The sequence below is a fragment of the Streptomyces sp. NPDC021093 genome (assembly GCF_044333135.1).
Taxonomy (GTDB): Bacteria; Actinomycetota; Actinomycetes; order Streptomycetales; family Streptomycetaceae; genus Streptomyces.
The window spans coordinates 239826-253699 of record NZ_JBIRQJ010000016.1 but is presented as its reverse complement, the minus strand read 5'-3'; the positions used below and the strand labels follow the sequence as shown (position 1 = coordinate 253699).

Genomic DNA, 13874 nt, shown 5'->3' with positions numbered 1-13874 from the left:
GGGGACCCTGTGGGAGAGTAGGACGCCGCCGAACAATCATTGTGGGAAAGCCCCGTACCAGGGAACTGGTGCGGGGCTTTTCTGCGTTTACGGGGAGTTCTTACGAGCGCCTCTTGGGATGGGCGGCGAAGAAGTCCCACAGCAGATCGGTGGCATTGACGCCGGCCTCCGCGTCGCCCATGGAACCTGTCGTGGCGCCGGGCCATGCGTGGCCCATCTCCGGCAGGCTGTAGACGACGACGTCTGTTCCGTTCTTGCACTGTGCCGCCGTTCGCGTGATGGCGTTCTTGAGCTTCTGCGGCGGTGCGGGCTTGCAACTCAGGCGTTCCTGCCAGGACTTGATGCCGGCGTCGGCCATCTGCTTGACCCTGTCGAGTCCGCCGATGAACGTCATGACCGAGACAGGGGACTTGGGGACGTAGGCGGCGTCGGACGGGTCATTGCCGGAGAAGGCACCGCTCACCGGGGCGACGGCCGCGAAGAGGTCGTGGGCTTCGACGGCGAGCTTGAAGGACATGTCGGCGCCGTTGGAGATGCCCGTGGCGAAGACGCGGTCCGGGTCGGCGTTCCAGGTGCTGGTGAGACGTTGGACCATGGCTTTGATGAAGCCGACGTCGTCCTCGGTGCCGCAGCAGGTCAACGCGTTGTAGCCGCTGTTGAGACCGTCCGGGTAGGCGACCAGGAAGTTCTTGGCGTCGGCCTTCTTGCTGAGGCCGCTCAGGGAGGCGATGGCTTCGCCGTCGCCCGGGTACATGTGCATGGCCACCACAGCGGGGAGCCGCTTCGCGGGGGAGTAGCCGGGCGGGGCGTGCACCCGGTAGACGCGCTGCTTTCCCTTCCAGGTCGTGGTGACCTTCTGGTCGCCCGCGCGCGGGACTTCGGGCTGCGCCCTCGGGGCCGACGACGAGGGCTCCTTGCGGGAGGAGGGCTGCTCGGTGTCCGTACCGCCGCAGCCGGTTGCGGCCAGCAGGAGAGCCAGCGTGGCCGTCCCGAGGCATACGTGCAGGGCCTTGCCGGGGCTTGTCCGCATGCGCGCATCGTGGCAGCGGCAGTGCGGGCGGTCCAGAGGAATGGGTGGTTCGGAGTTCCGCAGTTTTATGGGTATGATCTATCTCGTTGCTGCAGCGCAACGAGGCCCCAATAGCTCAGTCGGTAGAGCGTCTCCATGGTAAGGAGAAGGTCTGCGGTTCGATTCCGCATTGGGGCTCAGTAAACGGAAAGGCCCCCGCCGGTTGGCGGGGGCCTTTCGTGTGTGCCGGTGTGTGCCGGTGCGTGCGGGTGGATCCGCTCCACCCGCACGGGAGTTACTGCTTCAGGGGCTCCGGGACGCGCATCGCGAGGATGGCCATGTCGTCGGACGCCGGTTCGGCGGCGAAGCGTTCCACTGCCCGCAGGACGCGTGCGGCGACGGCTCCGGCGGTCAGGCCCGTACAGCCGGCGAGGACTTCGGCCAGGCCGTCGTCGCCGAGCATGCGGGTGCCCTCGCGGCGCTCCGTGATGCCGTCCGTGACGCACAGGAGGACGTCGCCGGGGTCGAGGGTGATGGTCTCCTCGTAGAGCTCCAGGTCCTCCATGACGCCGAGGAGGGGCTGCGGTTCGGCGGCGGGGGTGACCGTGCCGTCCTGGCGGAGGCGGAGCGGGAGGGGGTGGCCCGCGCAGACGATCTTGAGGATGGAGCTGCCGTCCTCCTGGGGCCACAGCTCGCCGTAGAGGAGGGTCAGGAAGCGGCTGCGTTCGCCCTCGTCGAGGATGGCGGCGTTGAGGCGCTCCAGGACCGCAGGGCCGCCGAAGCCCTCGCGGGCGAGGAGGCGCAGGGCGTGCCGGGCCAGGCCGGTGACTGCGGCGGCCTGGGGGCCCGTACCGCAGACGTCGCCGATGGCGAAGCCGTACGCGCCGTCGCGGATCGGGAAGACGTCGTAGAAGTCGCCGCCCACTTCGTTGCCCTCGCCGGCGGCGCGGTAGATGACCTCGACCTCGACGTTGGGGACGTGCGGGAGCTCCGGGGGGAGCAGGCTGCGCTGGAGGGACTGGCTGATGGCCATGCGCTCCGAGTACAGGCGGGCGTTGTCCAGGGCGAGGGCGGCGCGGCGGGAGAGGTCCTCGGCGAGTTCGAGGATCTCCTGGCGGAAGTGGTCGTCGGTGGGCTTGCCGAGGGTCAGCATGCCGATGACGCGGTTGCGGGCGACCAGGGGGAGGACCACCGTCTCGCCGCCGACCGCGGAGGCGGTGGCGAGGGTGGTGCCGATGCCCGAGCCCAGGTGCGGGGTCGAGCCGAGACCGAGGCTCCTCATAGAGGTGCGCAGGGCGGCCTGGTGGGCGGCCTCGCCGGGCGCGTTCCAGATGCGGGCGCCGGGGGTGGGGACCGGGTCGGGTGGGCTGATGCGGGAGAGCAGGGCCTTGAGGCCGTCGATGCGCTCCTCGTCCTCGTGCAGGACGTAGGAGAGGTACGGGTCCGAGGCCTGGTCGGCGATCGTGTAGACGGCGCACCAGGTGGCGAGGGTGGGGACCGTCATCTGCGCCATGAGGGCGAGGGTCTGGTCGCGGTCGAGGGTGCCGGCCAGGAGGTCGGAGGCCTCGACGAGGAAGGAGAGGGAGCCGCGGCGGAGGCGTTCCAGCTCGCCGAGGCGGGCGGACTCGACGGCGAGGGCGATGCGGTCGGCGGCGAACTGGAGGCGCAGGGCCTCCTCGTTGGTGTACCGGCCCGCCGCTTCGGCGGCGACTCCGAGAGAGCCGGTCAGGCGGCCTTCGACCTTGAGGGGGACGGTGACGACGGAGCGCATGCCGGTGCCGTTGAGGAGCGGGACGGCGCCGGGGACGGCCGCGAGGTCCTCGTGGACGGCGGGCATGCGGGCGGAGCCGTATCTTCCGGTGCCGGCCTCGACGGGGACGCGGGCGAAGCGCTGGCGGGCGGAGGGCAGGCCGGTGGTGGCGCGTACCTCCAGCTCGGTCTCGTCGTCGGTGGCGAGGAGGAGGAAGGCGGAGTCCGCGTCGAGCATGTCGCGGGCGCGTTCGACCGTGCGCTGGAGGAGGCCGTCGAGGTCGTCGGGGGCGGGGGAGCCGATGAAGACCTCGAAGGGGTCGGTGGCCCGGCCCTCGGGGTGGCCGGCGCCCGCCGGGTCGACGGACGGCGGGCGCTGCGGGGTCTGCAGGACGGCGCGCTCGACGTCACGGACCAGCAGGCAGACGGTGGACGGCTCGCCCTCGTTGTCCCGGACGCGCAGGTGGGAGGCGTAGACCGGGACGACGCGGCCGTCCTCGCCGCGGATGCCGTAGCTGCCCTCCCAGCGGGACATCTGGAGGGCCTCGGCGATGCCGGTGCCGATGCCGGGGGTCTGCGGCCAGGCGGCGAGGTCGGTGAGGGGTTTGCCGGTGACCTGCTCGGGTGCGTACCCGAAGAGGTCCTCGGCGTCCTCGTTCCAGGAGGCGATGGCGCCGGTGCGGTCTATCTGGACGACCGCGACGCGGATGCGGCCGTCGGCGACCGGGAGCATCGAGTCGGCGAGGACCGGGCCGGCGAGGCGGGTGCCCACCGGGCGCTGCGGGAGGTCGAGTTGGAACCAGACGTGCTTCTGGGTGGGCGTGTACTCGACGCCCCACTTGGAGGCGAGGGCCGCGCAGAGGAGGAGTCCGCGGCCGCCTTCGCGGTCGGGGCCGCCGAGGGAGAGACCGGTGCCCTGGAGGGGGACCTCGCGCTCCGGGTAGCGGTCGCCGACCTCGACGCGGATGCCGTCCTCGGTGCGCAGGCACAGCACGTCGGCCTGGGTGCCCGCGTGGACGACGGCGTTGGTGACGAGTTCGCTGGTGAGGACCACCGCGTCGTCGACGAGCTCGGAATGCCCCCAGCCCTGGAGCGTGTCCCGTACGAATGCACGGGCAGTCGCGACCGACCGCCCGACAGGGTCGAAAGTGGCAGCCGCCCGCGCCGTGATCACAGCACTCCCCATGTGGTGTTCGTCGCTTCCCCGAGTCCTGTGCCCGTTTCTCGCGGCTTCGATTCGCCCTGCCAGGCTAGACCGTCGGCCGCGGTGCTGTGCCACTGCGTCCTGACAAGGTGCGACCGGGTGTGCGCGGGGGAGGAATCGGCGCGGTGACTGTACGCTTCAACGATTTGACGTCGGGGGCGTCACGCACCGACTGTCGGACACGGCGGTGCGTCAAGGTGGAAGACTGGGAAAGCTTCTAGCGAAGACCTGGGAAATACGGTCGATCCCTGCGGGAGGGACACGGTGGAGTCTGGCGTGGCGGCGCGGGGCAAGAGCACGCGCACAAAAGGCGGACGGTCCCGGAACAATGGGACAACCGAGGTGGACACGGCTGCGCTGAATCGCATGCTGACCGCCTTGGTGTCGATGCGGGACGGCAATTTCAGGAAGCGGCTGACGGTCTCCGGCGACGGAGTGATGTCGGAGATCGCCGCTGTCTTCAATGAGGTGGCCGATCGGAATCTGCATCTGACGGGCGAGCTGGCACGGGTACGGCGCATGGTCGGCCGGGAGGGCAAGCTGGCCGAACGGCTGGAGACCGGGGCCTGCGAGGGCTCCTGGGCGACGGCGATCGACGCTTCCAACGCGCTCGTCGAGGACCTCGTACGACCGGTGTCCGAGGTCGGCAGGGTGCTGTCCGCGGTGGCGGAGGGCGACCTGGAGCAGCGGATGGAGCTGCGGTCGCAGGCCGGGGAGGGGACCGGGCATCCGTTGCGCGGGGAGTTCCTGAAGGTCGGCCGTACGGTCAACAACCTCGTCGACCAACTGTCCGCGTTCACCGACGAGGTGACGCGGGTCGCCCTGGAGGTCGGTACCGAGGGCAAGTTGGGCGGGCAGGCGCAGGTGCGCGGCATGTCCGGGTCGTGGAAGGACCTCACCGACTCCGTCAATACGATGGCGTACCGGCTGACCGCGCAGGTCCGGGACATCGCGCTGGTGACGACGGCGGTCGCCAAGGGCGATCTGTCGCGCAAGGTCACGGTGCACGTGGCCGGCGAGATGCTCCAGCTGAAGAACACCGTGAACACGATGGTGGACCAGCTGTCGTCGTTCTCCTCCGAAGTGACCCGGGTGGCCCGCGAGGTGGGCACCGAGGGCGAGCTCGGCGGGCAGGCGCAGGTGCCCGGGGTGGCCGGGGTGTGGAAGGACCTCACGGACTCGGTCAATCTCATGGCCGGGAACCTGACGTCTCAGGTGCGCGGGATCGCGGAGGTGACGACGGCGGTCGCGAGCGGCGATCTGTCGCGCAAGGTCACGGTGAACGCGCGCGGCGAGGTCGCGCAGCTGGCCGAAACGATCAACCAGATGACCGAGACGCTGCGTACGTTCGCGGACGAGGTGACCCGGGTCGCCAGCGAGGTCGGCGGCGAGGGACTGCTGGGTGGTCAGGCGCAGGTGCCGGGTGCGGCGGGGACCTGGAAGGACCTGACGGATTCGGTCAATACGGCCTTCCGCAACCTCACGGACCAGGTGCGGAACATCGCGCAGGTGACGACGGCGGTCGCCAACGGCGACATGACGCAGAAGGTCACCGTCGACGTGGCCGGCGAGATGCTGGAGCTGAAGAACACCGTCAACACGATGGTGGAGCAGCTGCAGTCCTTCGGTTCCGAAGTGACCCGGGTGGCGCGTGAGGTCGGTGTCGAGGGGCAGCTGGGTGGTCAGGCGCAGGTGCCGGGTGCGGCGGGGACCTGGAAGGACCTGACGGATTCGGTCAATACGGCCTTCCGCAACCTCACCGGCCAGGTGCGGAACATCGCGCAGGTGACGACGGCGGTCGCCAACGGAGATCTGTCGCAGAAGGTCACCGTCGACGTCTCCGGCGAGATGCTGGAGCTCAAGAACACCGTGAACACGATGGTCGACCAGCTGTCGTCGTTCGCCGACCAGGTCACGCGGATGGCGCGCGACGTGGGCACGGAGGGGCGGCTCGGCGGCCAGGCGCGCGTCGACGGCGTCAGCGGTACGTGGAAGGAACTCACCGACTCCGTCAACTTCATGGCCGGGAACCTGACGTCGCAGGTGCGGCAGATCGCCCAGGTCACGACGGCGGTGGCGCGCGGTGACCTGTCGCAGAAGATCGACGTGGACGCCCGCGGCGAGATCCTGGAGCTGAAGAACACCATCAACACGATGGTCGACCAGCTGTCCGCGTTCGCGGACCAGGTGACCCGGGTCGCCCGTGACGTGGGTACGGAGGGGCGGCTCGGCGGGCAGGCGCAGGTGCCCGGCGTCGCCGGTGTGTGGCGCGATCTGACGGACTCGGTGAACGGCATGGCCGGGAACCTCACCGCCCAGGTGCGCAACATCGCGCAGGTCGCCACGGCGGTGGCGCGCGGTGACCTGTCGCAGAAGATCGACGTGGACGCCCGCGGCGAGATCCTGGAGCTGAAGAACACCCTCAACACGATGGTCGACCAGCTCTCGAACTTCGCGGAGCAGGTGACCCGGGTGGCCCGGGAGGTGGGCACCGAGGGCATGCTCGGCGGGCAGGCCGAGGTCCAGGGCGTCAGCGGTACCTGGAAGGACCTCACCCAGTCCGTCAACTTCATGGCGAACAACCTGACTTCGCAGGTGCGCAACATCGCCGAGGTCACGACCGCGGTCGCCACGGGCGACCTGTCGAAGAAGATCACCGTCGACGCCAAGGGCGAGATCCTCGACCTCGTCACGACCGTGAACACGATGGTCGACCAGCTCTCCAACTTCGCCGACGAGGTGACCCGGGTGGCCCGCGAGGTGGGCACCGAGGGCATCCTCGGCGGTCAGGCCCGGGTGCGCGGGGTCACCGGCATCTGGAAGGAGCTCACCGACAACGTCAACTTCATGGCGAACAACCTGACGTCCCAGGTGCGCAACATCTCCCGGGTCTCGTCCGCGGTCGCCAACGGAGACCTGACGAAGAAGGTCACCGTCGAGGCGCGCGGCGAGGTCGCCGAGCTGGCCGACACGGTGAACACGATGGTGCGGACGCTGTCGTCGTTCGCCGACGAGGTGACCCGGGTGGCCCGCGAGGTGGGCACGCAGGGCGAGCTGGGCGGCCAGGCGCGCGTACCCGGAGTCGCGGGTACGTGGAAGGACCTGACCGAGTCGGTGAACTCGATGGCCTCCAACCTGACCGGCCAGGTGCGGCAGATCGCGACCGTCACCACCGCCATCGCCAAGGGCGACCTCACCAAGAAGATCGACATCGACGCCCGCGGCGAGATCCAGGACCTGAAGGACACCATCAACACGATGGTCGACCAGCTGTCGTCGTTCGCCGACCAGGTCACCAGGGTGGCCCGCGAGGTGGGCACCGACGGGCAGCTGGGCGGTCAGGCGCGGGTGCGGGACGTCGACGGTACGTGGCGCGACCTCACCGAGTCGGTGAACGAGATGGCCGGGAACCTGACCCGTCAGGTGCGGGCCATCGCGGCCGTCGCCACCGCGGTCACCCGCGGCGACCACAGCCTGAAGATCGACGTGGATGCCAGGGGCGAGATCCAGGAGCTCCAGGACAACATCAACACCATGATCGCCAACCTGCGCGACACCACCCAGACCAACCAGGAGCAGGACTGGCTCAAGGGCAACCTGGCCCGGATCTCCGGTCTGATGCAGGGCCGCCGGGACCTCGACGACGTGGCGTCGCTCATTATGAGCGAGCTGACTCCGGTGGTCGCGGCACAGCAGGGCGCCTTCTTCCTGGCGCTGCCCTCGGGGGCGTCGGCGGTCAAGGGCGCCGAGGTCGGTGCGGAGACGGACAGCCCGTACCAGCTGCGGATGCGCGGGAGTTACGGGTACTCGGCGGGCTCGATGCCGACCGTGTTCCGGCCGGGGGAGACCCTCATCGGGACGGCCGCGGAGGAGAAGCGGACCATCCAGGTGCGGGTGCCGGAGGGATACCTCAAGATCTCCTCGGGGCTCGGGGAGGCACCGCCGGCGCATGTGATCGTGCTGCCGGTGGTCTTCGAGGGGCAGGTCCTCGGTGTGATCGAGCTGGCGTCGTTCCAGCCGTTCACGCACATCCAGAAGGACTTCCTGAACCAGATCGCGGAAATGATCGCGACCAGCGTCAACACCATCAGCGTCAATACGAAGACCGAGGTCCTGCTGGAGCAGTCGCAGGAGCTGACCGAGCAACTGCGCGAACGCTCCGAGGAGTTGGAGAACCGGCAGAAGGCCCTCCAGGAGTCCAACGCCGAACTGGAGGAGAAGGCCGAGCAGTTGGCCCGGCAGAACCGCGACATCGAGGTGAAGAACACCGAGATCGAGGAGGCCCGGCAGGTCCTGGAGGAGCGGGCCGAGCAGCTCGCGGTCTCCATGCGCTACAAGTCGGAGTTCCTGGCGAACATGTCGCACGAGCTGCGCACGCCGCTCAACTCGCTGCTCATCCTGGCCAAGTTGCTCGCCGACAATGCCGACGGGAACCTCTCCCCGAAGCAGGTCGAGTTCGCCGAGACGATCCACGGCGCGGGGTCCGACCTGCTCCAGCTGATCAACGACATCCTCGACCTGTCCAAGGTCGAGGCGGGCAAGATGGACGTGTCGCCGACCCGGATCGCCCTGGTCCAGCTCGTCGACTACGTGGAGGCCACCTTCCGGCCGCTCACCGCGGAGAAGGGGCTCGACTTCTCGGTACGGGTCTCGCCGGAGCTGCCCGCGACTCTGCACACCGACGAGCAGCGCCTCCTCCAGGTGCTGCGCAACCTGCTGTCCAACGCGGTGAAGTTCACCGACACCGGTGCCGTCGAGCTGGTGATCAGGCCCGCCAACGCCGACGTACCGCACGAGATCCGCGAGCAGCTGCTCGAAGCCGGATCGCTGCGGGACGTCGACGGCGACCTGATCGCCTTCTCGGTCACCGACACCGGGATCGGCATCGCGGCGAGCAAGATGCGCGTCATCTTTGAGGCGTTCAAGCAGGCCGACGGCACGACCAGCCGGAAGTACGGCGGTACGGGCCTGGGTCTGTCGATCAGCCGGGAGATCGCCAGGCTCCTCGGGGGCGAGATCCACGCGGCGAGCGAGCCGGGCCGCGGCTCGACATTCACGCTGTACCTGCCGCTGCACCCGAGTGAACTCCCGCCCCAGGGCTACCCGCAGCTCGCTCCCGGCGGGCTCGAACTGCCGCGCCGGGCCGCGGCGCAGGACGCTCCGGAGCCGGCGGAGGCCCCGTACCACCTGGGTGTCGTACGCAACGATCCGCAGACCGGACCCGCCGGACTGTTCCGGCGCCGCCGCAAGGCCCTCGGCGCGACCGAGCAGCGGCCCGAGCTGCCCGGCCAGCCGATGGCGGCTGCGAGCAGCAGCACGCCGCAGGATCCGTGGGTGGGGCAGCAGGGTCAGGATTCGGCGCCCGAGGAGCGGCGGACCTTCGGGTTCTCCGGCGAGAAGGTGCTGATCGTCGACGACGACATCCGCAATGTCTTCGCGCTCACCAGCGTCCTGGAGCAGCACGGCCTTTCGGTGCTGTACGCGGAGAACGGGCGCGAGGGCATCGAAGTCCTGGAGCAGCACGACGATGTGACGGTCGTGCTGATGGACATCATGATGCCGGAGATGGACGGTTACGCGACGACGACGGCGATCCGCAGGATGCCGCAGTTCGCCGGGCTGCCGATCATCGCGCTGACCGCCAAGGCGATGAAGGGCGACCGGGAGAAGGCGATCGACTCCGGTGCTTCCGACTACGTGACGAAGCCGGTCGACCCGGACCATCTGCTCGGTGTGATGGAACAGTGGATGCGCGGGGAGGAGTGAACCCGTCCGCCGTGGGTGCACTTCTGTGACCGTACGGTGGGGCAAGCGGGCGTCGGCCGCGGGCAGTCGTGTTGACTGACTGTGGCCGACGGCGTGTGAGAGCACGGTATTCGGGGAACCTTCTGGTCTCCCGATGCGTTTCTGCTACGTGCACAGTGACATCGCGGTGACAGGGTGTGGCGACCGGGTGGGTACGGCTACCATGACCGGCACAAGGACGGGCGACGCAAGGGAGTCGTCCTCCGGGGCGGCGCCCGGTGCACTGCCGGGGCGAGGAGGACGGGCCATGGTGCAGAAGGCCAAGATCCTCCTGGTCGATGACCGGCCGGAGAATCTGTTGGCGCTGGAGGCCATTCTCTCCGCGCTCGATCAGACACTGGTGAGGGCATCGTCAGGGGAGGAAGCGCTCAAAGCACTGCTTACTGATGACTTCGCGGTCATCCTGCTGGACGTGCAGATGCCGGGCATGGACGGATTCGAAACCGCCGCGCACATCAAGCGACGGGAACGGACGCGGGACATTCCGATCATCTTCCTCACCGCGATCAACCACGGTCCGCACCACACCTTCCGGGGTTACGCGGCCGGCGCGGTGGACTACATCTCGAAGCCGTTCGACCCGTGGGTGCTCCGCGCCAAGGTCTCGGTCTTCGTCGAGCTGTACATGAAGAACTGTCAGCTGCGGGAGCAAGCGGCGCTGCTGCGCCTCCAGTTGGAGGGTACGAACCGGGCGGACGCGGGAGCGGTCAAGGAGCCCGTCGGTCTCCTGGCCGAGCTGTCCGCACGGCTCGCGGCGGTCGAGGAGCAGGCGGAGGCGCTCTCCAAGCAGCTCGACGACGACTCGGCGGATGCCGCGGCCGTCGCCACCGCCGCACATCTGGAGCGCAAACTGACCGGCCTGCGCCGGGCGCTCGACGCACTTGAGCCGGGCACGGGCGGGGGCACGGGGACACTCCCGTCGCAGAACTGACGGTGCGGCAGTCCCGTGGCCGGCGCTGTGTCAGCCGCGGGGCAGTCGCGGCATCGGATGCGGGACTGTCGGTGTGTCAATCTCCTTCTGCGCAAAGGGCGACACGTACGGGTGATGCGGGAGGCACACGTGTCGGTTGGCGTCTCCACCGGTAACCTCTAGCCCCATGGCCTCACGTACGTCCGGCAAGGGTTCCCAGGGCACGACGGGCACCGCGAAGCCGCGCGCCGGTCGTACGCCGGGCGCTGCGAAGAAGGCGGCGCCCGCCAAGGCCGCCGCGAAACCACCGGTGAAGAAGACCGCGGCGAAACCCGCGGCGAAGAAGTCCGCTCCGGCGAAGAAGGCCCCCGCCAAGAAGGCGGCCAGGCCCGCGCCCAAGCCCGCGCCGTCCCCGACCGGGGGCGTCTACAAGCTTGCGCGCGGCGCCTATCTGGGCCTCGCGCACGGGGTCGGGGCGATGTTCCGCGGCATAGGGCGTGGCGCGAAGGGTCTCGACCCGGCGCACCGCAAGGACGGGCTCGCACTGCTGCTGCTCGGCCTCGCGCTGATCGTCGCGGCCGGGACCTGGGCGCATCTGCGCGGCCCTGTCGGCGATCTGGTGGAGATGCTGATCACCGGCGCCTTCGGCCGGCTCGACCTGCTCGTGCCGCTGCTGCTCGGCGTCATGGGCGTACGGCTGATCATGCATCCGGAGCGGCCCGAGGCCAACGGACGGATCGTCATCGGGCTGTCCGCGCTGGTGATCGGTGTGCTCGGGCAGGTGCACATCGCGTGCGGTTCGCCCGGCCGCGGCGACGGCAGCGACGCGATGCAGGACGCGGGCGGGCTGATCGGCTGGGCGGCCTCGGTGCCGCTGACCTTCACGATGGGTGAGGTGCTGGCCGTACCGCTGCTGCTGCTCCTGACGGTGTTCGGGCTGCTGGTGGTCACGGCGACGCCGGTCAACGCGATTCCGCAGCGGCTGCGGCAGCTCGGTGTCCGGCTCGGGATCGTCGAGGCGCGGCCGGATCCGGCAGCCGCGCAGCACGAGGACGACGAGCGCTACGAGGAGCAGTGGCGCGAGGCGCTTCCGGCGGGCTCGCAGCGGCCCTCCGCGCGCCGGAGCGAAGCGCCGGAGCACGACCCGGACGCGGCGGAGGAGGAGGCGCTGGGAAGGCGCCGCAGGCCCCGCAGAGCGCCCTCCGTGCAGCCCTCGCAGTTCGCCCGGCCGCTGGACGCGGTGGACGTGGCCGCGGCCGCCGCCGCAGCGCTCGACGGGGCGGTGATGAACGGGCTGCCGCCGTCGCCGATCGTCGCCGACCTCACGCAGGGGGTCTCGCAGGAGCAGGAGCGGACGTCGTCCGTGCCGTCGGCACGGGAGGCCGTGCCGGCAGCCCCGCCCGCCCCGTCCGGTTCCTCAGCCCCGTCCGCCCCGTCGGAGCCTCCTGCCAAGGCGCCGGAACGGGCGCGTCCGGTCGGTGCCCGGCTGGACTCCCCGCCGCCGCGCGTCGCCGACCTCACCAAGGAGCCGCCGAAGGAGTCCGCGACGCTGCCGCCGCGCGCCGAGCAGCTCCAGCTCTCCGGCGACATCACCTACTCCCTGCCCTCCCTGGACCTGCTGGAGCGCGGCGGCCCCGGCAAGACGCGCAGCGCCGCCAACGACGCGGTCGTCGAGTCCCTGTCCAACGTCTTCATGGAGTTCAAGGTCGACGCGGCCGTCACCGGCTTCACCCGAGGCCCGACGGTCACCCGCTACGAGGTCGAGCTGGGCCCGGCCGTCAAGGTGGAGAAGATCACCGCGCTGACCAAGAACATCGCGTACGCGGTGGCCTCCCCGGACGTACGGATCATCTCGCCGATCCCCGGCAAGTCCGCCGTCGGCATCGAGATCCCCAACAGTGACCGCGAAATGGTCAACCTCGGCGACGTGCTCCGCCTCGCGGACGCCGCCGAGGACGACCACCCGATGCTGGTGGCGCTCGGCAAGAACGTCGAGGGCGGCTACGAGATGGCCAACCTGGCGAAGATGCCGCACGTCCTGGTCGCCGGAGCCACCGGTTCCGGAAAGTCGTCCTGCATCAACTGCCTGATCACCTCGATCATGGTCAGGGCTACCCCCGAGGACGTACGGATGGTGCTCGTCGACCCCAAGCGGGTCGAGCTGACCGCGTACGAGGGCATCCCGCACCTGATCACCCCGATCATCACCAACCCCAAGCGGGCCGCCGAGGCGCTGCAGTGGGTCGTACGGGAAATGGACCTGCGCTACGACGACCTGGCGGCCTTCGGCTACCGGCACATCGACGACTTCAACGCGGCCGTCCGCAGCGGCAAGCTCAAGACGCCCGAGGGCAGCGAGCGGGATCTCCAGGCCTATCCGTATCTGCTCGTGATCGTCGACGAGCTGGCCGACCTCATGATGGTCGCGCCGCGCGACGTCGAGGACTCGATCGTCCGCATCACCCAGTTGGCCCGAGCGGCCGGCATCCATCTGGTGCTCGCCACGCAGCGTCCTTCGGTGGACGTCGTGACCGGTCTGATCAAGGCGAACGTGCCGTCCCGGCTCGCCTTCGCCACGTCCTCGCTCGCCGACAGCCGGGTCATCCTCGACCAGCCGGGCGCCGAGAAGCTGATCGGCAAGGGAGACGGCCTCTTCCTGCCGATGGGGGCCAACAAGCCGACCCGTATGCAGGGCGCCTTCGTCACCGAGGACGAGGTCGCGGCCGTCGTCCAGCACTGCAAGGACCAGATGGCCCCGGTCTTCCGGGACGACGTGGTGGTCGGCACCAAGCAGAAGAAGGAGATCGACGAGGACATCGGCGACGACCTCGATCTGCTCTGCCAGGCCGCTGAGCTGGTCGTTTCCACTCAGTTCGGGTCCACGTCGATGCTCCAGCGCAAGCTGCGGGTCGGCTTCGCGAAGGCGGGCCGGCTGATGGACCTGATGGAGTCCAGGGGCATCGTGGGGCCGAGCGAGGGGTCCAAGGCGCGCGACGTTCTCGTGAAGCCGGACGAGCTGGATGGCGTACTGGACGTGATCCGGGGAGAGGCTCCTTCCTAGGGCCCTGCTCCGTGTGCGGAGGGCCGTGCTCCGTACGAGCCGACAGGACTCACTCGTAAGAAAACAGAGGCAACCGTTTCCCTTGCGCGTACGTCCAGTTGAGGGGAGGGAGGCGTCATGGTCCGTCTGTGGTGGA

Annotated in this window: 5 protein-coding genes and 1 tRNA gene; 4 read left to right on the top strand and 2 right to left on the bottom strand. The window is 69.5% G+C overall.

From position 1 onward, the window contains the following. Positions 1-100: 100 nt before the first annotated feature. A complete protein-coding gene (locus ACH4SP_RS38575; RefSeq protein WP_398422436.1) occupies positions 101-1030 on the bottom strand; it encodes an alpha/beta hydrolase family esterase in 930 nt (309 codons plus the stop codon). A gap of 104 nt (positions 1031-1134) precedes the next feature. On the opposite strand from ACH4SP_RS38575, the gene ACH4SP_RS38570 reads away from it, so the two are divergent. Continuing rightward, positions 1135-1207, top strand: a tRNA-Thr gene (locus ACH4SP_RS38570). 97 nt (positions 1208-1304) lie between these two features. On the opposite strand, the gene ACH4SP_RS38565 is transcribed toward ACH4SP_RS38570, so the two are convergent. After that, on the bottom strand, positions 1305-3944 hold the full coding sequence (locus ACH4SP_RS38565; RefSeq protein WP_398422434.1) for a SpoIIE family protein phosphatase: 2640 nt from the start codon (positions 3942-3944) through the stop codon (positions 1305-1307). Positions 3945-4328: 384 nt separating this feature from the next. Here ACH4SP_RS38565 and ACH4SP_RS38560 point away from each other — a divergent pair, with 384 nt between their 5' ends. The 3 genes from ACH4SP_RS38560 (at position 4329) to ACH4SP_RS38550 (ending at position 13738) form a co-directional block, all read left to right on the top strand. After that, on the top strand, positions 4329-9728 hold the full coding sequence (locus tag ACH4SP_RS38560; RefSeq protein WP_398422431.1) for a HAMP domain-containing protein: 5400 nt from the start codon (positions 4329-4331) through the stop codon (positions 9726-9728). A 286-nt stretch (positions 9729-10014) separates the two neighbouring features. Beyond that, positions 10015-10698 carry a response regulator gene (locus ACH4SP_RS38555; RefSeq protein ID WP_362430023.1) on the top strand — a complete coding sequence of 228 codons (684 nt, stop codon included), beginning with the start codon at positions 10015-10017 and terminating at the stop codon, positions 10696-10698. A gap of 166 nt (positions 10699-10864) precedes the next feature. Then, entirely contained in the window at positions 10865-13738 is a 2874-nt protein-coding gene (locus ACH4SP_RS38550) for a DNA translocase FtsK (RefSeq protein ID WP_398422429.1), read from the top strand. The last annotated feature ends 136 nt before the right edge of the window (positions 13739-13874 follow it).

Bases quoted from the DNA above. Each gene is read 5' to 3' on its own strand.
- ACH4SP_RS38555 (WP_362430023.1), top strand. From the start codon at position 10,015: ATGGTGCAGAAGGCCAAGATCCTCCTGGTCGATGACCGGCCGGAGAAT.
- ACH4SP_RS38560 (WP_398422431.1), top strand. From the start codon at position 4,329: ATGCTGACCGCCTTGGTGTCGATGCGGGACGGCAATTTCAGGAAGCGG.
- ACH4SP_RS38575 (WP_398422436.1), bottom strand. From the start codon at position 1,030: ATGCGGACAAGCCCCGGCAAGGCCCTGCACGTATGCCTCGGGACGGCC.
- ACH4SP_RS38550 (WP_398422429.1), top strand. From the start codon at position 10,865: ATGGCCTCACGTACGTCCGGCAAGGGTTCCCAGGGCACGACGGGCACC.
- ACH4SP_RS38565 (WP_398422434.1), bottom strand. From the start codon at position 3,944: ATGGGGAGTGCTGTGATCACGGCGCGGGCGGCTGCCACTTTCGACCCT.